Raw genomic sequence first — 22,272 nt, forward strand, 5'->3', positions numbered from 1 at the left:
GAGCAAGTGTCAAGCTCAGGCTTCGAGAGCGCGCTTGGTGGAACGGGACTTGGCGAACACGGTCACGCCAGCGCCAGCGATCAGAGCAGCGACGACGACGAACAGTGCAGTGCCAGCAGCACCAGTGAGCGGCAGCTCGGTGATGTTCTTGACGTTGGTGACGGTGAACGTATCACCGTTAAGCTGAACAAGCTTGAACGGATCAGCAGTGTTCATCTTGTAGGTAGCCTGAACAACAGCGGTCTTCGGGGTGTTCCAGTTGGAACGAAGACCGATGACGAACGTCGGCTTGAGAGCATCGGAGTACTCAGCAGACGGGGTCTTGGTTTCCTTCACGGTGAAGTAGCCTTCCAGACCCTGCACTTCGGTAGTACCTGCAGGAATAACGTCAACCGTGTTGGTGTCATCGGAATCAGCAAGCTTATACACGCCTGCGCTGACCTTGACGAACTTCAGAGGAGTGGTCTCCGGAGCGGTGGCGGCCGGGTTGCCCTTGCCGTCAGCGTTATCGTTCCAACCACCCTTGAAGACCTGGAACTGAGCACCGTTCAGCTTGTTGCCGGCCTTGTCCTGCTTGGTGATGATGAACTTGCCGGTGAACACGTAAGCGGATGCGGTCAACTCAGCGGTTGCGGCTTCGCCCACAGAGCTCGGGTTCTTGGAGTAGGTCAGAACAGCAACGTTCTTGTTCTGAATGGATTCTTCGTACACCTTAGCGTCGGAAGTCAGCTCAGCAGCATAGGTGACCACAATCTTCTTGCCGGCCTTGGTCTGATCAGCAATCTGGTTGGACAGGTCGAAGGTGAGAGACTGGCCATCCTGAGTCAGAGCCGGAGCAACAGCTTCAGAGCCGTCAACCGAGACCTTGGCAGAGTCTGCCTTGTACACAATGCCGGTAGGCAGGGTGTCCTTGATGGAGAAGACGAAGTTGTCGTAACCAGTGGTAACCGGCACTTCGGTGGTCAGCGTGTAGTAGACGGTGTCACCGAAGGAAGCGGCGACATGGTCAGCAGGGGTACCGGTTTCGGTCAGGCTCACGCCCTTGGTGAAGGTAGGAGTCTGGTTCTTCAGGTTAACCTCGCCCTGAGTGGAACCCTTGAGAGACAGACCATTGACCTGAGTGGCTACCAGCATCGGGATGGACACAGTGGCCGGATCAGTAGAGGTGGTGTCGAGAACGATGTACAGGCCAGGCTGCAGTCCGGAAATAGTGCCGGATTCGCCGTTCTCATCTGCAGTGTAAGTACCAGCAGTAGGAATCTTTGCGTTCTTGATTCCGTCCTGGAAATCAGTGCTCTTCGCAAGAGAAGTCACGAAATCACGCAGAGCGCCTGCATACAGAGGGGTCTCCTGATCGTTGCTGAGCGTAGCAACGTAACCAGCCGGATTGCCGACATAAGACTTGCCGGTCGCAGTGGCATCCCAGCCCTGCGGCAGGTTATCGGAAAGAAGCTGCTCAAAATTGTTCACGTCAGGCTTCTGGAAATTGTTGAAGGACTTGTAGTTCGAAGTCTCAACAGTGACACCGGCAAGTGCGGTGCCATCCTCGTTAGTGGTTGCGGAGCTGAAATAGCCAAGCTGAACGGCGGTAAACGTGTGCCCTGCAACAGCTCCATTGATCGTAATGCTCTGAGTCTTAGCCAAATCGGCATCACTCACAGTAGCCGCATTAGCGGTGGTGGCGCCGAACGCGATGCCACCGAGCAGGGTGGCCATAGCGGCAACGCCCGCGAAAAGCTTCCTCATCTTCATGAGAAATCCTCTCTTCCTTAATTACTTCTTTTGCTGGTGGAGTGCCCCATCAGCAGGTTTGTTCTTGCAATCGCGGAGGCTCGGGCCCATTCCCATGAACCTTCGCGATCCGCAAATCTTTAATTCATTGAGGGGCCAGTGCTCGCCACTCCCCTCAGTCACCCGCGGTGACAGCTCCCCTCAGTGAGGGGAGTCAAAACATCGCAGGATTGAGTAGCAATCAGATCAGCTGACGCTTGCGCCAAATGGTGTAGCTTGCCGCAGCAAGCAGGGCAAGCACGCCCATACCACCGCCGTAAACCATCCAGTCGCGAGCCGACCTGCCACCGGTGAGTGGCAGCTGGGAGACCTCAATGTATGTGTTGGTGATCTTGCCGTCATTTCCGGCACTGACCGTGAACTCAGCATCATCGGAGGAGTCATTAGCCGGTACAACGGAAACGTCATAGGTCTTGTCGGACAGCTGGTAGCCTCTCGGCGCAACGGTTTCCTTTAGCGAGTAGTCGCCCCACTTCAGACCGGACACCTTGATGGTGCCTGCATTGTCAGCGGCGGCATCATTCTCGCCGTCATCAACCACATGCTTGGTGAAGGCGGTATCAGTCTTGCCAGTGAGAGTCCATTCAGAACCCGACAGCAGTTGATTTTGCTTCGAAGCATTCACCTTCTGCCACTGGATAGCGCCAGGCTTTGCCGTATTAATCACCGTGCAGGTGAGGTCAACACCCTGTGCCAGATTCACGGTGTTGTCCTTGGAGACGTTAACCTTGTTACCGCTTGCATCCACGCATGACCACTCGCCTGCGGTATAGCCGCTAAAGTAGCGGTAATTCGTGGACGTATCGGGCGTTTCGCCCAGCGTGTAGGTACCAGGAGCCACCAATGTCTTGGCCACAGACTGCTTGGTCACGTTGCCTTCGGTAGTGGTTTCACCGGAAGGATTCGTAGCCTCAACACCGTACGTGCCATTGTTCTTCAGTGCGGAGAGCTTCCAATCAGAAGGCGTTGCGCCAAGCTTGCCGGCATACGTATTATCAATGCCCTTCGTCAGAGTGATGCTTGGCACATTCACCTGGATAACCGGTCGATCGTATGCGGAACTCTGCTGCTCGCCAACGGTTTCCTGACCGTTGACATTAGTGACTACCTTGTAGTACACGTTCGCCTGTGTGGTGCCATCAGCATTATCTGCATTGGAATAGAATCCCGGCTTGCCGGAACTCGTGTTGTTGCCTTCGGCATCGGTTCCTTGATCGCCTGTATTCGGATATTGGCCACTATTTTCGATGAAGTATTGATATGCGGCATCGGAAGGCTTCAGCATGATGGACACCGTATAGGTGACACTTGGGCTGAGCTTGGTGCCTTCATCAAAGTTCAAGGAAAGCTGCTGTGTTTGCTGATTGTAAACCGCGTGCATCTTGGTGGCGGCGGGATCCGTCTTCGATACATCGTTGCCATCGGCATCGCGCGCGGAGGCGGACAAAAGATATCCGGTGCCGCCGGTCTGATCGGTGGATACCGCGTAGCCGGATAGCGTGTCCTTAATCAGCACATCCTGATACGTAGAGTCGGTCTTGATTTGTTCGATGATGGTGTCGAATGCTTGGGAAAGCTTGTTGGCATCCGTACCGTCGAAGAAAGTACCGGCAGGATTAATGGTTTGCGCAAATTCCTGCATCTTGGTATTTGCCTCAGCTCCGGTGCTTACCGCATATAGTGTGGCACCATTGCGACGGTTGGCTTCCGCGACGGCGGCGTTAAAGTTATAACCGCCATTGTCATCACTACCGCTTCCAGCATGACCATTCCCGGTGCTGTTGAGACGGTATGTAGGCTCGCCATCCGACACGAACACGATGTATTTCTTCGCGCCTGCGCGAGCAGTATTCAGAGAATTCGCATTTCGTAATGCCGCTTCCCAGTTGGTGCCACCACCATTGTCGCGGCTGGCATCCATGCGGCTGAAGGAAGAGGAAACCGCTTGGGCTGATGTGGTCCACTGGCCACGGCCCAGAGTCATAATGCGTGAGTCGGTATCGAAGTCAATCACCGACATCTGCACTTGCTGGTCTGCAGGCAATGCAGCGTTTTCTGCGGTCAACAACTTCTGGGCCAGTGTTTTGGCAGCAGATGTGGCGACCGTCCAACGGCTGTCACCATACTGTGTGCAGTTGCCAAACCAATCTTCTTCAAGGCATTCCTGAGTTGACATACTGCCAGAGGAATCCATCACCAGCACCACATCAGCTGGCTGACGCTTCTCCTCGGTGCTGGCTCGAGAGGCGCCAGTCACATCGAGGCTGAGCCAATAGGTGCCATCATTGTTGTATTTGATGTACTTGCGGTGTGCAGGCGCACCCAAATCCGTGGCACTATCTGCTTCAACGCTTTCCGGCTGCAAAGTCGATGCCTCGGCAGTTGCCTGAGCTTTCGCCTTCGCATCAGATGAAGCTTCCTCCGACTGCTGCGCCTGGGCATCCGAGGCGCTAGCAGACTGATCGGCCATAGCGGTTGCGCTTACGCCGGCGACGCCACCGAGCATCGCCACGGCAGCAATGATGGCCATAATACGCTTGCCACTCTTGCCCGCCACGTCCCCAACTGCGGCGAACCAGTCTCTCATTCTCTTCATAGCCTTGCCTATCTCTACGATTGCGTACGCCAAAACCCGGCTATACGCCTACAAGGCGTTAGGCTATTCAACAGAAAATGCGGATGCGTACACCCTAGTAGAGGGCAGTTTTTCCCCGAAAAATCAAGGTTTCTTGGAATATTCAGGCGACCGCACCCATGTGTTCACCCCCGAATTCGGAAGGCTTTTCTTCATGGCATGGCGAGTCGCGCCCGCAATGCGAGCCACGGCAAGACAGCGGTCACAGATGCTACTATGCGCGTCAGTTATATACGCATTATGGCCGTGACGCAAATCACACCCGCATGCCATCTGGGTGCCATCGGTGTGTCTTCTCGCCGGCAACACCAAACAACAAAGGCCGAAAGCCCTTGCAATGCTTGGGCTTTCGGCCTTTTGGAATGGAGCGGATGACGGGAATCGAACCCGCGTCACGTCATCCGCTTAATGTACGATCGCTGATTTTTCAAGCATCTTCCGATGAAGGAAAACCTCTAGAATCATATTTTTTTACGGAAAGTGTTCTCACCACGTTCTCACGACACGCCCTAAATGATTCGATGCATCCAATAACGAGCGAAAGCAGGCCGTAGGGCTTTCGTGCGGCAGCTGGCATTGCTTTGCCAGCGGTTGCAGCAGTGATCGAGATGGCGTTCTCGACGTTCCCGGAAGCGTCAGGTAACTTCACAAGCCAGCTGTAGTGGTTTTCGTTCCAGGCATTGTTATCGGGTGCGTACTCGATACGCACCCGATTTGAAAAACTTAGTAAGCCCATGCCAGGGGGTGAAGAGTGAAACAGGGGAAGCACCATCCCAAGGCAAACAAACCAGATAACCCAACAGCCATCAGAAGCCAATCCAGAATCCCCAAAAAACAAAAGTCAATCAAAAACACGAAAAGCCACAACCAAAGAAGAAACCAACAAAACCACAACCAGAAACCAAAGAAAAACACCAAACCAGACCAGCAGCACGAAAGACATGCACTTCTTGCACCCACCCCCTTGCAGGGGGCCGCCTTTCGGCGGAATTCCGCGGATAATGATGGTGTCTCGTGAGTTTCGGGTCCGATATCGGTGGGGTTTCCGCCGTCAGCCCCGGGTCAGCTCCTCTATGTCGCGGTTGAGTTCCTCGGCCTCCTCGCGGGTGAATTGGCTTCTCGGGGCGGTCGGGTCGTGCATGAAGTAGCGCCACACGTCCCGTCTGCCGTGCCTGCACGGCTGTTTTTCACACCGCACGACCAGTTCGATCAGGCCCTTGTCCCTGAGGGACCTAGCGGCCCTCTCCCGTGAGCGCTTCTCGCTGTCGCCCATCCCCGGCTCCGTCACCGGCACACTGCGCCATCCGCTCGCGCGGCACCGCTCCAGCAGTTCACGTTCCACGCGCCCCAATCCCCTGCTCATGGCCAGACCCCCGGTCTAAGTGTTGTATCGTTCGTGCATCTATGGCGAACGATACAACACTTAGACGAGCGATACAACACTTACATTCCGCCGATATCGTCGCACATGTTCCGGCCCACGCCGATATCGGCCACCGGACTCGGAAAACACAGGCAATTTCGTTGAAATTCCGCCGAAAGGCGGCCCCCTGCAAGGGGGTGGGTGCAAGAAGTGCATCTCTTCTGTTTATTGGGTATGGTTTGGTGATTTTTGATGGTTTTTCTTCGTGATGTGGCCTGTATTGGCTGTTCTTGCCTTTGATGGCTCTTCTGTTGGGCTTATGTATTCTGCTTCTTGTTGTCCTGGATTATCTGCATGTGTTTTCTACTTCATGGGTTCCGTTCCATGTATTTCCCTGGACTCACCCGCTACCATGTGAAACCGGCAGGTGTGAGGCCGAAGGCTTTAGCCGACCCAGGAAGGAATGCGAATACTTAGATATTCGCTATGCTGCATTCAGAATCAGCTCATTTACCCGCTCAGCAACAACGTCTAGATCACTATCAAACAAGTCGGCGTACGTGTCTAGAGTCATTGCCGCCGTTTTATGCCCAAGCATCCTCTGGATAGCTTTAACATTCGCCCCGCTGTGAATTGCTATGCTCGCCGCGGTATGGCGCAAATCATGCAGGGTGAGTTCCGGGACTCCGGACGATGCCAGCGCTCGTGCATACCATCCATAAGCGCCTTTCCGGTATTCTCCAAGATACCTACCATGCCAACGTCCAACGAATACGAGATCTTCGGCTTTCTTTCCCTCGCATTGCTCGCGTAGCTTATCCATGACATAGGAAGGCACAGGCACGCTTCGCCTCTCCCATGTCTTTGGTTCGCTTTCCACATATTCGCGTTGGACCCGAGTGACACTTTTTTCCACGTTCAATCGCCCATTTGCGAAGTCAATGCAATGGACCCTCAATCCTCGTGCCTCCCCCATACGCAAACCACAGAACCCGAGGACGAGTATCAGTGTCGAATAATCCTCACTCGCATCAGCAAGGTCAAGCACCTGTTTCTCAGTGAGATAGGTTCTCTGCTTTCTGATCTTTTTCGGCAGTTCGATGTCCTTGCAAGGCGATTCCCTGAGCAGTCCGTCACTCACCGCCATTTCAAGGATTCCCTTTATCACCGTGTGTGCACGCTGCACCACACTAGCGCTGCGCTCTTCCGATAGCGCGCTCACCCACGATTGAATTTCCGAACGGCGTATCGTGCCGATTCCCCGACCTCCCCATCTCAGTTTCACATGGTTTTCCCACGTGCTTTCGAGATCGGCATAATACTTGGGTTTCACCGTCCCTTTCTTCCCCGCAAGAAAGGTTGCCGCAAGCGATTCGACTCGGACCAATCCCGAACGAGGATCGATATAGCTTCCGTCATTGAGATCGATGGTCACTCGCGCCAGATAATCCTGCGCGTCCTTCTTGCGTTTGAAGCCACGCTTCGTCTTCTGCTTATGGTTAGGCAGACGGTATTTGACGTAATACCGTTTTTCTCCTTCTCTGGTTTGATACGCGTACGGTCCGGGCATGACTCATTTCACCTCAGAAGAACCGGATTCCAAGAATGAATATTGGCTCAATGCTTTTTTCATCATCTCGTCCTCCGCCTGGACGAGTTCCCGGTAATGCCTCTGAGTGGCCACCGTAAACCGTTCGGCGGCTTCTTCGCTATCAAGCATCTCGATAAGCTTGTCACGCGTTTTCTTATATCTAGCCATCGCGATTTCAAAATCATTACGCGCCAGACGCATCCATAAGACTTCCGCATTCAAGCGAGATTCGGTCGGCGTCTCGTAAATCACGGACAATTGGGAAACGGGATCTTCGAATCCTAGGCAATGCAGCAAATCGAATATCTCAGATGCCCTAAGGGGGCGCGTTCCTCTTTCGATGTTCGACAATGTGGTCGTAGACCACTTATAGCCGCACACTTGCATTGCTTTCACAACGTTTTCAAGTGTTTTTCCGTTGTCGATTCGCATTTTTCTAATGTTGCCGCCGATTACCGAATCGAAATTATCCTCTTCCATATTGATTGATTCTAGCAGGCCATAATTTAGATAATCCACAAAACAGTGAACCGGTTTGCATAAATTAGAAAATGTTGTTATCTTAAAAATCAAGATTTTATATAACTTATTTCACTGAAAGGAAGAATAATGGCAGCGTCATCGATTTACACAAGTCTCATGGAACGAATTGCAACCAACCCGAACCCGGATGATATCGTCATGTCACCAGATGAAGCCGCTGCCTACACTTCGTTGCCGAAGGGACAGTTGGCACAATTGCGATACGCCGGACAAGGCCCAGCGTTTCTGAAACCCGCTCCAAAGACGGTGCTCTATCGCAAGGGCGACATCGACGTTTGGCTCTCCGCCTCCGTACGCCACTCAACGGCGGAAGTTCCCGCATGAGCACTGAGACGACACAAGACAAAAAGAAAAAGCCACCGCGTCGACGGTGGCTCAATGATGAATCCTCTACAACGAATCATCTGCCGCCATTGTAACGCGGCTGAGGAACAGGACAACATGGGAGATCGGCTACTAGAATACGCCCGCTTCGTACTCGCTCACATGCGCGAACGACGCACTACAAGCAATGGGACAGAACGCTATTACTCGCAAATTCCGCATACCGCAGCTAACGTGCTCCAGCACATGGCCAAAACCGCTGCCGATCCCCGCGGTGACAACTTACGCAATTACTCCGATAAGAGAGGCAAGCACCAACGCACTTGTTGGTACTACGCATCGAACGAAAACACCATCAAAGCGTTATGGGGCGTTACCCCAGACGACGAAAAGATGTATCGGGGACGATGGCAAGCCTTGCAACGCGCCTACGGCATACTCGTCAAGCATGGACTCATCGCACGCGCATCCCGGGCGTCCCCTGGACATCAAACAACTTTCGATCTTCTTCCCCTCGTTAGCACATACCTCGAAATGCATAAGGTCATCGATGAATTAGACAGCTGGAGCAATCAACAAAACGACATGCCCACAAAATCAGCATGAAGAAAGAGCCTGCACATGTCAATGCAGGCTCTTTCGTTTCTTACCCACAGAAAATGTGGATAAGTATGAATATCCACAAAAAATGTGGATAAGTCACGAATAAACCACAAACGTTTATCAATAATTGACAAACGAACGTTTATCAATAATTGATAACCCTATTTTTTAATAGAATGCTAGGTATTTTTTAATGAACTCTACGCGCGCGCGAGGAATCCGCTCAGGGGTGTCATTTTGACACCTCTGGCAAGTTATCGACTAGCCAGCGAAGCCAGACCGCAGCAATTTGACTCGAAGCACAGTAAATCCTCGAACATATCTCGTAAGCGATTCTTTGGCACCTTAGACGCGCTTAAACAGCAATTACATAGAATTTATCGCACCTGCGACAAACAAGGCCCCTAGGGGCGTTTATTTAACTTCTGGAGGCATATGGATGCTTAAGCGGTAGAATCCCCGTCATGAGGCTGTTCGCCTCACCGCGTTAGACGGTTCAGACCGTGCGCACCTCGGCTCTTCAATCCACACAGTGGATTTCAGCGCCTTGAAATATGCTCGGCATTTTTCAATTGTTCTCAATGCGTTCTCACGAGAACCTTTGAGAACAGTCAAAACTCCTTGAAAACCTTGTTATTTCAGGCGTTTCGGCTTGGAGCGGATGACGGGAATCGAACCCGCGTAATCAGTTTGGAAGACTGAGGCTCTACCATTGAGCTACATCCGCGTGTAGGGCGTCGCTTTTGGCGACTTGAGATATTATACACAAATCCCGGAAAGCGGCAAGCCCGTTATACAAAACCGGCTCTCCTCTTGTGCGAGGAGAGCCGGCAGCTCAGGGATGAGGGAAAATCACAGGTGGATGAAGCGGGCCTCGTACGGTGCAAGGTCGGCGTCAAGCGGCTCCTTAATCACAGCATCGCCTTGCTCATCGGCACCAGCGTTCAGATGGACATGCTGTTCCAGTTCGGAGAAGTTGAACAGGCCGACCAGCACGGCATCATCAACCTTGCGAACCACGGCAAGCACAGCATCGTTGAAGGTGTCCCAAGTGGATACCCAGGCGTCCGGAGCGAAGCAGGGGTCATGACGCTCTTCGCGCAGGCCTTCCATGCCCTTGAATAGTCGGTTCTGGAGGGTTCCTGCCTTCTTGCGCAGTGCGGCCTTGTCCCAATCGAACTTGCTGCGATGCAGGTTGCGGCTGTCTTCCACGCGATCGGGGTCTTCCTTGTAATCCCAACCATTGAGCTGGCCGATTTCGTCACCGCAGTTGAGCATCGGGAAACCACGCAGGAATGCCATAGTCTGATGCATCAGCAGGTCGCGCTTGATGGAGGTCTCATACAGCGGCTTGTCGTGCGTGATGATGGCCTTTTCGATGCCGGTGAGAGATGCGGTGGTGCCGCAGCTGCGGGCGTCGCGGGTGGCTTCATCGTAGTTGTAGAGTTCGCCCATCGACCAGCTGCCAGGAACCGCACCCTCATAGAAGTGGTACAGGAACTCCTTATGCTTGAGCGGATCGATGTCGAGGTAACGCTCCACATCCTCGTCAAGACCCCAGCCGATGTCGTCATGGCAGCGCAGGTAGTTGACGAACCAGCAGTTGTCGGGCAGGGCGTCGAACTGATCGATCTGGTTCTTGAGCAGGCGCACGTCGCGGCTGGCGAGCGCGCTCCACAGGTTCACCATGATGGAAACGTTGTAGAGCATGTGGCACTCAGGAGCTTCCGGGGTGCCGAAGTAGGCGGCGAGCTCCTTAGGAGCCATCACCACTTCACCCTTGAGCACGACTGCCGGGCAGACGCATTCGAGGATGATGCGCAGCATGCGTACGATGGTGTGCACCTGCGGCAGGTTGCGGCAGTTGGTGCCGAGCTGTTTCCAGATGTACGGCACGGCGTCAATACGGAAGACTTCCACGCCAAGGTTGGCGAGGTGCATCACGGAGCCCATCATGGCAACAAGCACCTTGGGGTTGCGGTAGTTCAGATCCCACTGGAACGGGTAGAACTGGGTCATGACCCACTTGTTCATCTGCTCGTTCCAGCTGAAGTTGCCAGGGGCGGTGTTCGGGAAGACCTGCGGCACGTGGGCGTCGTACTCGTCCGGAATGGTGCGGTCGTCGTAGCAGAAGTAGTAGTCCTGGTATTCAGGATCACCGGCCTGTGCGGCCTTGGCCCAGCGGTGAGTGGAGGCGGTGTGGTTCATCACGAAGTCGATGCACAGGCTGATGCCGGCGCGACGCAGCTTCTTGGCGAGGGCGGCAAGGTCTTCATTGGTGCCGAGCTTCGGGTCTACATTATCGAAGTCTTCAACTGCGTAGCCGCCGTCGTTGTTCGGGTGCGGCATCTGCAGCAGCGGCATCAGGTGGAGGTAAGTGAGCTTCTGTTCCTTCAAGTACGGAATCTTGTCAGCGAGCTTCTTGAGGTCGCCGGCAAAGAGGTCGGTGTACATGGTCATGCCGAACATGTCGCCGCGCTTGTACCATTCAGGGTCCTGTTCGCGGGTCTTGTCGAGGCGCTTGAGATCAGCTGGGCGGGCAGCATAAGCAGCGGCCATAGATTCAAGGAGAGCGTTGAAGTCTTCGGTGGCGGTTGCACGCTCACCATACAGGCTCATGAAGAGGCTCTCGAGCTCAGCCTTGTGAGATTCGAGGCGAGAGAGGAAGACTGGGCTTGGAGCGTGGCGCTTGGCTGCAGTCGTACGCTTTGTTGTCGATCGAGTGGCCGTCTTGGTCGATTTTGCAGTCTTGGTCTTGGCTGCGGTGGTTGTTTCTTCTACCGATTGGTTACCCTGAGCCATCGGAAACTCCTTCGTCCCATTGTTCTGCTCGCGTCAACCGCTTGACGTTGATGCCTATAGTATCGAACCGGTTCGACAGCATAAAGTGCGACACACCGAGGAATTTCAAGGTTTATCAATGCATCCATCAGTCGGAAAGTATGACCACAGCCGAGGCAATCGGACCGTCGTGACTTAAGGAAATACGGACGACGGGAATCGAACCCGCGTAAGCAGTTTGAAAGGCCTGAACCGCTTTACCAGAGAGCATCACATGAGGCACCCCACGCGAATCATCAAGGATTTCCACTTCGCGCCACGGGAAGTTATCCAACGTAAACGGGTAAGGTCTCTCCCCCAGCGATTCGCACCATGCCTTGAGGAATGCTTCCTTGCCGGCCCATTTGGCGGCCAAATGTACGGCTTCGCCATCATTTTTGGCGCGCGCATGCTCGGCGGCCTGGCGCAACTCACGTACAGAGAACAGCGCGCGCATACGCGACCCCGGTTCGGCCAGCTGCTCAGCAAATGCGGCAACATCGACTACGTCGTGGCCTAATCCATAAATACTCATATCACCATTGTCTCAGCTAGCTATTACCCCCCCCCCCCGCAGGGCTCAGCGGCAATTTCACAGCGATGTATCGCGTATCTCCGTTACGAGGGGCTGATTTGAGGGTTGCCGGAGGTCTATCTGCGTTACGAGGGGTTGTTGCCTGAGTAGCAACGACCTCAAAACGGCGGAATGACGGTGTGGGAACGCCGTTCATACTCGCTGTTTCAAGAATTAGGAACCCCTTGTAACGCAGATAGATGTTCCAAAGTCCGCAAATCAACCCCTTGTAACGCAGAAAGGGTCGGAAAACACAGATTATCGTGTTTCCCGACCCTTTCATGCGCTTCTATTATTGCTTAGCCGACTGAATCAGGCTTCGTAGAAGCCGTCGGCACCAAGGCGAGCATCAAGCTGAGCCGTTAAGCGGGATGCCCAGTGAACATCCCGTAGGCGAAGTGAGCGGGGCACACCACAGGTGCCCCGCGAAGGAATCCTGATGTGAGCCGACTGAATCAGGCTTCGTAGAAGCCGGATTCACCAAGGCGAGCATCAGGATTCAGGAGCATCGCCTTTTCGACTTCGTGGTGGTCGTAGCCGCGGTGGTCCTCATGGAAGCGACGGTTGTCGATCGGCTCATAGAGCGCGGCGCGACCCATCATGCCTTCCTCGAGGTGGCGCTGGCCGGCAGCGAGGCGCTCGTTGGCGCGTTCACGCCACTTGGCCAACGCCTCTTCACCATCGGTCTTTGCCACTGCCGCTTCAAAGGCACCGGGGTGAACCAGTGCCACGAAACCGGACACATGACCAAAGCCGAGCGATGTGGCGAGGCCGGCCTTGACCGGGCGACCTGCGGTTTCGTGACCGAACTGGTCTTCACCGCCGCCGATGCGCAGAGGCTTGCGCAACCAGACCATGTGGTCGTCACGCTGCAGCTTCGGATCCACGCAATCGAGCGATGCGTTCGCCGGAAGCACGCCGGACTTGAACAGCTGGGTCAGGCCGTTGACCTGGAAGATGCAGGCACCACCCTTGGCGTGGCCGGTGAGCGTCTTCTGGGAAATCACGAACAACGGGTTGCCGTCCGCGCGGCCGATGGCGTGGGCCAGCGTGTTGTGCAGCTCGGATTCGTTCGGATCGTTGGCATTCGTGGAGGTGTCGTGCTTGGAGACCACGGCGATGTCATCCGCGGAAACGCCCAGCACGGCCAGATCGCGCACCAGCTTGGACTTGCGTCCGCCGAGGCCCGCCGCTAAAGCGCCAAGGCCCGGAGCTGGAATCGAGGTGTGCGCGCCATCCGCATAGCTGTGGATGAAGCCCACCACGGCTGCGACCGGCAGACCGAGCTTTTCTGCGATATCACCTCGGGTCACCAAGATCGTGCCACCACCCTGGGATTCCAGGAAGCCGCCGCGGCGACGGTCGTTCGCACGGGAGAAGAAGCGTGCGTCGATGCCCTTGCCGTACATTTCGGCGGAGTTGGCGGTGGCGTTCATGTTGCCGAAGCCGATCACGGATTCCACGCCGATGTCGTCGATTGCACCGGTGACCACAAAGTCGGCCTTGCCGAGGGCGATCTTGTCGACGCCCTCTTCCAAGGAGACTGCGGCGGTGGCGCAGGCGGAAACCGGCTGAATCATGTTGCCGTAGCCGCCGATATAGGACTGCATCACGTGCGCGGCCACCACATTCGGTAGTGCCTCCTGCAGGATGTCGGTCGGAATCTCGTGGTTGAGGAAACGATCGAGGTAGAGCTTGCGCATCGAGGCCATGCCACCGAAGCCGGTGCCCTGAGTGGATGCGACCAGCGAGGGATGAATCGACTGCAGGATTTCAGCCGGGGTGAAGCCTGCGTTCAGGTAGGCGTCCACGGTGGTGACGATGTTCCACAATGCAATCTTGTCCACGTCGCCGACCATCGATGCCGGAATACCCCAGCGGGTCGGGTCGAAGCCCTTCGGGAACTGGCCGCCGACCGTGCGGGTCATCGTGGCGCGACGCGGCACGCGAATCATCGAGCCGGCGTGACGGGTCACATTCCATTCGCCGGATTCGGCATCCGGAGCGACGGTGGTGTGCTTGGCATCCAGCTTGACGTATTCCTCGGCTACTTCGCGGTTCGGCACGGAGAAGGTGACGTCGTGGTCCAGGAAGACCTCGGCCTCCTCTTCGTCGGCACCGTCCTTGTAGTCGTTGCCCATGCCTTCCTCGAACGGACGAATGCCGGAGCGGGCCACGACCTCGTCGTGGTAGCGTTCGGCGATGTCCTCTTCGGGTACCAGGTTGCCGTCGGTGTCGTACCAGCCTGGCTTCGGGCTGTCCTGCCAGGTCAGCAGGCCCATGTTCCAGGCCAGTTCAAGCACCGCGCCGGCGCTCAGGTCGACTTCGCCATCCGAATGGATGCCTAGTTCGGCTTCGGCACGGGTGCGACCAGAACCCCACGGACCAAGTTCACCGATGGACACGATGACAATTTCGTCTTCCGGCTTGGCGGTGACGCCCTGCCAGTCGGCAAGGTTGACTGCGGCCTGCTTGGTGACGATCGGCGTGGGCAGAGCCTTGAGGGATGCGGCGGAAGATATGGAGTCTTCGGCGCTGTCTGTATTACCTCGCAGCTGTCGTTGCTCGGCGCCGGCTACGGACAGCCCACTGGGCTGTCCGCTTAACGCCTCCGCATCCGCCTCAGCCTCGGCGCGCAGGGCCTTGATGTCGATGGGCTCGGAGCCGAGGCCACCGGTCAGGTCCACATCGAGCGGGGCCTTGACGGCTTCCGCACGCGATTCGGCAGTACACAGGTCGAGCAGCTTGGCTGCAATCTGAGCCGTGGAATAGGTATGAATACCATGACGTTCCACCACGTTGACCAGCGAATCGTTGCCGCCCATCAGACCAGTACCACGCACCCAGCCAATCTTCGGATGGGCGAAGGTCACACGGCCGGCCCAGGCGTCACGCTCAGCGCGCGCACGATTCACCACGGCATCGAAAGCAGACTTAACTTCGCCGTAGGCACCGTCACCGCCGAAGACGCCACGGTTCGGGGAGCCAGGCAGTACCACATGCAGCTTGTGCTGCACGTTGGTGTCAGCACCGATCTTGGAGAAGCCTGCAATTGCGCGTTCCACGCCCCATAGCATGAGTCGTGCCTGGGATTCGAACAGATCGCCGGCATCGGCCAAGGTGCCATGTACAGGCGGTGCTGCGAACGGGAAGAACAGGGTCGGTTCCCACGCAGGCTTCAGAATGGTCGTGGTGGCGCCGGAGGTCTTCTTCTGCTCGTGGCCCACCCAGTCGACCAGCGCATCCACATCGCGGTAGCTGGAGAGGTTGGCCGGAACTAGCCACAGCTTGGCGTTGCCGGTAGCGTGCTCGCGGTAGGCCTGCTTGGCCCATGCCTTGACGGATGGCTTGAAGCTGTGCGAGGTAGCCACCACGGTGGCACCGCCAGCAAGCAGTCCTTCCACCACCTGTGCAGCAATGGAGTTCGGGCTTACGCCGGTCACGATGGCGATGTCGTTCGCGAAGCGGGAGGCTGCAGCGTCGGAAGTGACTGGTTCGAGAGTCTCGGATGCGATGCAGGCGAATGCGGCCTTGAGGCCGGAGTCAGCCGAGAGCTGACCAGCAAACCAAGTAGCTTCGTCGGCGATGGTCTTGCCAAGACCGATGAAGCTGCCGGCGAGCGCGGAAGCGTCGCGGTTGTAGTAGGCACGTGCCAGATCCTCGCGGGCAGAGGCCCAACGGTCGTCGAAGAGAATTGCCTTGTTGGCATCGAAGCGAGGCGCAACCTGCTTCGGCCAATCGGAGCCGAGTTCGGCTTCGACCGCGGCCACCACTGCGGCGTTTTCGTCGTCACCCTCCTCCGGCACCGGAGCGGCCACACCAAGCTCGTTCAGCACAAAGCGGGCAGTGGCGGCGAGCACACCGTTGGAACCGGTGACCTTCTCGGCAAATGCATCGAGGGCAGCGGAATCCACCACGGCTCCGCCGGCTGCACCACCGGCGGACGGCAGCGCCACCGAAACGCCCTTGAGCTGGGCGACGGCCTGCACGGCAGCGTCGATGAGCTTATCGGCTTCGGCCTTGGACTGCACGGCTGCGGTTGGCAGCTTGGCCAGGTCACCGCCACGAGAGCTGGCGCCTTCACGGGTGTCAAGCAGCAGTGCGGCAAGCACGCTGGCCACCCAGCCTTCGCCGAGCTGCCAGACGTTGGTCACACGGTCGCGAATGTACTGCTGCTTGACGCCGGCGGCACCGAACAGCGAACGCAGACGGTCGCGCAGGGCCTCGGAGAGCACGGCACCGAACGGCTTGTAGTTCGGGGTGGCCTTGTTGACGATTTGTGCCAGCTGTACCAGCGTCGCCTCGGCGGCACCGTCCACGCTGGCCACACCCAACTCGGAGCTGATGTCCATCAAAAGCTGATTACGGCGAGAAGAGACGCCGTTGGTCAGAGTGTCGGTAGTGTCGGTACTGCCGATCTGATCGAGGCGCACCTTGGCGGAGTAAGCCATAAGCACACCGATGGCATCGGATGCCTTGAAAGGCAGGTCATCGACGGCGGCGCCACTAGGAGCGCCGACGACAGCAGGCGCAGGAGCCGCAGCGGCAGCATTCTCTTCAACAGTGGGAGCCTTGGCCGGAGCAACGCCAGAACCGAGCTTGGCAGCTGCATCACTGTGGGCGGCGACTACCGACTTAGACTGCGCACTATCGTGCGCAGCTTCGCCTACGGACAGTCCACTGGACTGTCCGCTTAACGGCTCAGTCACGGATTCGTCCTCGCTCACGAGCGAGTCCGAATCCGTCATATAGACGCGGCCTTCATCGCGGCCCACGTTGTAGACCACGGTGTTGGTACCAGCGAATTCGGGCAAGCGCAGCGTCTTGGCACCGAGGTTGGCCAGCGTCGGCGCATTGCCGAGGCCGACTTCCACGTATTCCTCAACGCCGAGACCACCAGCGGCTCGCGAACCGAACAGCAGTGCCTGGGTCTCGATCCAACGCACCGGGGATGCGAACTGCCAGGAGAGCAGTTCGGTCAGCAGCAGTCGGCCAAGCTTCTGATCATCGGCAGCATAGGAATCCCACACAGCAGGGTCATCGAGAGCGGCCTTGATACGCTCGGATGGCACGACTTCGAGAATCTTCGCCGCGAATTCCTTGGTCATTTCGAACGGAGTGGCCACCAAGTTCGGAATGTAGCGGCCGACCAAACGACCGCGGTAGTCGATATATTGCGGCAGCAGTGCATCGAGCTTGTCACGGAATTCCGGCACGCCCTTACGAAGCAGGGTGGAATGGAACGGCACATCGATGCCCGGCACCAGCATGAATGCCGGCTTGCCGCCGTATTCGGCCACGCGACGGGCGGCATCGGCCTTCAGCGCCTTGAGGCCTGCGATCGTACCGGCGATGGCGTACTGCTGGCCGGCGAGGTTGTAGTTCACGATCTGCAGGAATTCGCCGCTCTTCTTGGCCACGGATTCCACGTATTCCTTCACATGGGCATCGTCTACACCGAACTGGTTCGGGCGCAGGGCTCCCATGCGGTAGTTGGAGCGGCCCTGTGCGTCGCGATCAATCAGGTGATGCATCGTGGAGCCGCGGTGGAACACGAGCTCGAGCACGGTTTCCAGCGGGATCACGCCGGCGAATGCGGAGAGTGCGTTGTATTCGCCGAGCGAGTGGCCGGCGAAGTAGGCGGGCCAGATGTCCGCACCGGCTTCGCGCAGACGTGCGGTCTGGGCGAAGGCCACGGTGGCGAGCGCCACCTGGGTGAACTGGGTCAGGTTGAGCAGTCCTTCAGGGTGACGGTAGGTGACGCCGTTGGCGGTCAGTTCCTTCGGGTTATCGCGCACGAGGCCGATGATCGAGAAGCCAAGCTTGGAGCGGGTGAGCTTGTCGGCGCGCTCCCACACATCGCGTGCGGCGGCGGACTTGACGCGCTCGTCCAGAACCATGCCCTGCTTCTGTATACCCTGGCCGGGGTAGACGAAGGCGGCGCGAGGCGCGCGCACCAGTGCGGTACCGCGGGAAACCAACTGGCCGTCGATACGGCAGGTGACTTCGAGGGTCATGCCGCCGTGGCTTACCTTGCCGACGCGTTCCACTGAGATTTCCACTTGATCGTTCAACTGGACCATGCCGTACATGTTGTAGGTCCAGCCGGCAATCTCGTAATGTGCACCCTTCTCATCGATGGCCTGTACTGCGTGCTGGGCGGTGGCGGACAGCCACATACCGTGCACGAGCGGAGCCTTCAGGCCGGAGATGCGAGCACCTCGAGCGGAGGTGTGAATCGGGTTGAAGTCGCCGGAGGTGCGGGCGAATGCGGTCATATCGCCGGGGGCGGTGACCTTGACGCGGCGCAGCAGGCGACGAGGCGTGGGCTCGATCTCATCGTGCTGGGCGTCGCCGAATTCAGGAGCATCTGCCGGCAGTGCATCGGAGTAGACACGGCCTCGAATGGCGAAGCGTTCGGTTTCGCGGGCGAGCAGCGTGCCGTCGGCGGCAGTGTGGGTCACATGGATGGTGACCACGCGGCCGGATGCGGATTCGTAGTAATCCTCAGCCCAGGAAGTCAGGGCGACGGTTTCGCCGACGTGGCGCAGCAGCTCGTCCTCATCAACCTCAAGTTCGATGAGATGGTCGAGATGCACGGCGTTGAGCAGGCCTTCGATCACCGGGTAGCCGTTTACGGATACGGAACCGAGTGCCGCATAGATTGCCGGCCATGCTGGGCCGACCAGCGCATCCGGGGCGATGCGGCTGGGCTGCAGCGAAGTCGGCAGTGCACCACCGGTGGCTGCCTCGTGATCGAAACCAAGGTTGGCGGACAGCGTGTAGGTGGTGTGCGCTTCGCCGAAAACGCGATTGTCGGCTGGCACAATCTCCGGCATGGCAGTGAGCTTATCGCCGGTGATGGCGGTGTTGCCGAGGCCGGCGGTGGCGGCGAGCATCGCATACACGTCCGGAATCAGTCGTTCGCGGTCCACGACCGGCACGCGGCCGGGCTCTGTGCCATCTACAATCAGCGGAATGACGATGTCGCGCACGGCGTGCTTGGAGGTACCGCCGTCCGGATCGTTGTCCCAGAAAGTATCGAGGTGAATGTCGAGATCGTACTTGCCGGCTGCAGCATCAAATGCGCAGATCTCATAGTTCTTATCGCCCAACGCGGTGCCGTAGGCAGGATTATCGGTGATGTGACCGACCCAGGAGATGTTCGGGGACTTGCGGATGAAGTCTTCAGCGGACGTCGCTTCACCGAGCGCGGCGAAATCAGCAGACTCGGACTCGGTCGAAGTTTCAGCTTCCTTGGCACGCTCGATAGCAGCACGCTCGAAGCGACCGAGGATCGACGCGACAGGCTCGTCCACAGTGGTGATGCCGGCCACGGAAATCGGACCGGGAATGGCTCGCACAGAATCAGCGGAGTACCGCACATCTTCGGACTGCCAGAGCTGATCCTGACCCCACCAACGCAGCAAATCATTGTCGATGACCGGCACGAATGGCATCGGCTTCGGATATTCGCGCACCAGCACCGGGAACCAAGCCACATCCGCGGGAACGACTTTGAGTTCGGCGGTACGCGGGTATACTTCGGCAAGCTTGGCAATAGCGGCAGTCGGGTCAGCAGCAACATCCGCGCGAGTCAACAGTCCCGCTGCGGCGGCCTCCTCAGTAGAAGCATCGGCTGCAGCGAACAGCTTGGAAGTGAATGCACCGGAATCAGTATCGTTGACGCGCGCTTCAATACGCTCGAGCAAGTGCTGGAAGCGGTCGGCATAGGTAGGGTCGACCCAGGGGAAAGCGAGATCAGCGAAGCGTTGCGCCCATTCGAGGTAGGTCATGGAAGCAAGATCGCCGAAGTATGGCTTGGCGGTCTTATCAAGCGCCGCGATGATTTCAGCACGACGGGATTCCAGCTCCTCCGGGTGCTTCATCACACGCACAAGCAGCCGGCCACATTCAGCGGATGCGTTCTCGAGCTCATAAATATCAGCGTGTAGGTGGCTCAAACCAGAGGAGACACCGCCCACGGACTTGCCGGACGGCACCCAGTGCGCAGCCTGCGGTGCGAACACATCAGCGGCAGCATCAGCACCATCACCAGCAGCCGTGGCACCGGCAATACCCTGAGTCTTGACCAACAGCTGCTTGACTTCAGGGCTGGTGTGCGCCTCCTTGGCAGTCATCACAGCAGTGCCCACAAGCACACCATCCACCGGCATGTCCGGCAGACCATAAGCGCGAACCCACTGACCGGAAATGTAGTCGGCGGCACGTTCCGGAGTGCCGATGCCGCCACCAGCCACGAGCACCAGATTCTCGCAAGCACGCACGTCCGCGTAGGTGGCGGCCAGCAAGTCATCCAACGCTTCCCAGCTGTGGTGACCGCCGGCTTCGCCGCCTTCCACCTGAATCATGATGGTGGCAGGCGCAACAGCCTTGGCAATGGCCACCACCTGGCGAATCTGGTCCACAGTGCCGGGCTTGAAGCTCACATACGGCAGGCCATCGGCGTGCAGCTGCTTGATCAGCGTCACGGCCTCATCCAGCTCCGGAATACCGGCGGACACCACCACGCCATCGATCGGAGCGCCAGAGGCGCGCTTCTTCGGCACGATGCGGGAGGAACCGAACTGCAGATTCCATAGGTAGCGGTCCATGAACATCGCGTTGAATTCCACCGTGCGGCCTTCTTCGAGCTGTTCCTCGAGAGCGGCCACATGGCGGTCGAATACTTCGGCAGTCACCTGGCCACCGCCGGCGAGCTCGGCCCAGTAGCCGGCATTGGCCGCCGCGGCCACGATCTCCGGATCCACGGTGGTCGGCGTCATACCCGGCAGCAATACCGGCGGCTTGCCGGTGAGACGGGAGAACTTGGTGACGAGCTTGTCGCCGGCCGGTGTGCTGATCACACGTGGAGCGAACTGTTTCCAGTTCTGCGTGCGCTGGGGCTCACTCTCCAGTGTGGAGAGCGTGGCACGCTCAGCCAATGTGGTAGCTTCCACCACACCGACGCCGGTGCCCTCGACCACGTTACCGATGAGCTTGCCGAGCGTAGCGCCCGGTCCCAGGTCCACAATCCACAGCTTGGCCGGATCTTCGGCGGTCTCCAAAAGTTGCTTGACGCGGGCGTTCCAGTCCACGTGGTTGATGAGCACTTCCTCGGCGAGCGCGCGGGTGCGATCCTGATCGAAACCACATGCGGCAGCCCATGCCACGGTCTGTTCCACGGCCTCAGTCATCAGCGGCGAATGGAAAGGCAAGGTGACTTCGAGGTATTCCAACGTGGGGTTGAACACGGCACCGCCGCGCAGTTTCTGTTCGCGCAGCTTGGCCTGATGCTGGTGTTCACGCTCGGTCTCCACGGTGAATGCGGCCAGATCTTCTGGATAACCGGAGAGCACGTAATGATTCGCGGAGTTGGTCACGGCGATGGAGATCGGCCCACGGGCGCGACCGGAGTCGGCAACGCGCGCAATCAGCGCCTCGACCTGTGCCTTGTTGGCGCCCTTGACGGAGAGCATCGGGCTGGCTTCACCGTACTTGGGAGCAAGGCCCAGCTCGCGCACGCGGCGGGTGCCGGCCGCACCGATCAAGGCCGCAGCGGCCAGGATTTCGTTGAGGGCATTGGCTGCCGCCTCAACGGAACCGGCTTCCTCGATGGCGCGGGCCATGTGTACGGCGAGCACGCCTTGGGAGTGACCGAGCACAGCAACCGGCTTGGCTGCGGACAGTTCGTAGCCAAGATGCTCGAGGTCAAGTAACGCGCCCAACTGGGTCAGTGCGATGCCTTCCACAGATGCAGTGGCATCCGCAGCAGCGCCAAGTCGAGCTGGATTCGGTGTGAAGCTGAACAAATCAACTGGGCGACCGGTGGTAGCCAGTAGGTCAGCAGCGACTGGGGCGAGCAGTCGGCTGGAGGCTTCGGCATGCGCGTGCAGTGCGTCGGCGAGTTTGGGATCGGTGGTCTGGTCAGCGAGCGCGACCGGCCACGGAGTGGACTGTCCGGCGAAGGCGAGCGCGTGCGGCTCAGCGGCCAGGCGATTGAGGAAGAAAGTGGTCATTACTGTCCT

11 protein-coding genes and 1 tRNA gene are annotated in these 22,272 nt (G+C 57.8%); 3 read left to right on the plus strand and 9 right to left on the minus strand.

Features of this window, described 5'->3' with window-relative positions:
• Nucleotides 1-15: 15 nt before the first annotated feature.
• Nucleotides 16-1,752 carry an isopeptide-forming domain-containing fimbrial protein gene (locus tag Tam1G_RS03545; RefSeq protein ID WP_101625474.1) on the minus strand — a complete coding sequence of 579 codons (1,737 nt, stop codon included), beginning with the start codon at nucleotides 1,750-1,752 and terminating at the stop codon, nucleotides 16-18.
• A gap of 220 nt (nucleotides 1,753-1,972) precedes the next feature.
• The gene (locus Tam1G_RS03550) at nucleotides 1,973-4,387 is read right to left on the minus strand and encodes a DUF7604 domain-containing protein (RefSeq protein WP_101625475.1); all 2,415 of its coding nucleotides are present in this window, start codon (nucleotides 4,385-4,387) and stop codon (nucleotides 1,973-1,975) included.
• A gap of 790 nt (nucleotides 4,388-5,177) precedes the next feature.
• Between Tam1G_RS03550 and Tam1G_RS11615 the strand changes: the two genes are divergently transcribed.
• Complete coding sequence (locus Tam1G_RS11615; RefSeq protein WP_165781888.1) at nucleotides 5,178-5,444, plus strand: hypothetical protein; 267 nt, start codon at nucleotides 5,178-5,180, stop codon at nucleotides 5,442-5,444.
• A 33-nt stretch (nucleotides 5,445-5,477) separates the two neighbouring features.
• Here Tam1G_RS11615 and Tam1G_RS03555 read toward each other — a convergent pair whose 3' ends face one another.
• The 3 genes from Tam1G_RS03555 to Tam1G_RS03565 form a co-directional block, all read right to left on the minus strand.
• Complete coding sequence (locus Tam1G_RS03555) at nucleotides 5,478-5,699, minus strand: hypothetical protein (protein WP_101625476.1); 222 nt, start codon at nucleotides 5,697-5,699, stop codon at nucleotides 5,478-5,480.
• Between the two features lie 574 nt (nucleotides 5,700-6,273).
• Complete coding sequence (locus tag Tam1G_RS03560; RefSeq protein ID WP_101625477.1) at nucleotides 6,274-7,359, minus strand: site-specific integrase; 1,086 nt, start codon at nucleotides 7,357-7,359, stop codon at nucleotides 6,274-6,276.
• Between the two features lie 3 nt (nucleotides 7,360-7,362).
• The gene (locus tag Tam1G_RS03565; RefSeq protein ID WP_101625478.1) at nucleotides 7,363-7,860 is read right to left on the minus strand and encodes a helix-turn-helix domain-containing protein; all 498 of its coding nucleotides are present in this window, start codon (nucleotides 7,858-7,860) and stop codon (nucleotides 7,363-7,365) included.
• A 159-nt stretch (nucleotides 7,861-8,019) separates the two neighbouring features.
• Here Tam1G_RS03565 and Tam1G_RS03570 point away from each other — a divergent pair, with 159 nt between their 5' ends.
• Complete coding sequence (locus tag Tam1G_RS03570; protein ID WP_207797861.1) at nucleotides 8,020-8,247, plus strand: helix-turn-helix transcriptional regulator; 228 nt, start codon at nucleotides 8,020-8,022, stop codon at nucleotides 8,245-8,247.
• A 54-nt stretch (nucleotides 8,248-8,301) separates the two neighbouring features.
• The gene (locus Tam1G_RS03575; protein ID WP_101625479.1) at nucleotides 8,302-8,853 is read left to right on the plus strand and encodes a hypothetical protein; all 552 of its coding nucleotides are present in this window, start codon (nucleotides 8,302-8,304) and stop codon (nucleotides 8,851-8,853) included.
• A gap of 650 nt (nucleotides 8,854-9,503) precedes the next feature.
• On the opposite strand, the gene Tam1G_RS03580 is transcribed toward Tam1G_RS03575, so the two are convergent.
• The 4 genes from Tam1G_RS03580 to Tam1G_RS03595 form a co-directional block, all read right to left on the minus strand.
• Nucleotides 9,504-9,577, minus strand: a tRNA-Gly gene (locus Tam1G_RS03580).
• A gap of 125 nt (nucleotides 9,578-9,702) precedes the next feature.
• The gene (locus Tam1G_RS03585; protein WP_101625480.1) at nucleotides 9,703-11,652 is read right to left on the minus strand and encodes an alpha-amylase family protein; all 1,950 of its coding nucleotides are present in this window, start codon (nucleotides 11,650-11,652) and stop codon (nucleotides 9,703-9,705) included.
• A gap of 127 nt (nucleotides 11,653-11,779) precedes the next feature.
• Nucleotides 11,780-12,205: a holo-ACP synthase gene (locus tag Tam1G_RS03590; RefSeq protein WP_101625481.1), complete on the minus strand. Its 426-nt coding sequence runs from the start codon at nucleotides 12,203-12,205 to the stop codon at nucleotides 11,780-11,782.
• 494 nt (nucleotides 12,206-12,699) lie between these two features.
• The gene (locus Tam1G_RS03595) at nucleotides 12,700-22,263 is read right to left on the minus strand and encodes a type I polyketide synthase (protein ID WP_101625482.1); all 9,564 of its coding nucleotides are present in this window, start codon (nucleotides 22,261-22,263) and stop codon (nucleotides 12,700-12,702) included.
• Nucleotides 22,264-22,272 lie beyond the last annotated feature (9 nt).

Source organism: Bifidobacterium imperatoris, assembly GCF_002860405.1.
Taxonomy (GTDB): Bacteria; Actinomycetota; Actinomycetes; order Actinomycetales; family Bifidobacteriaceae; genus Bifidobacterium; species Bifidobacterium imperatoris.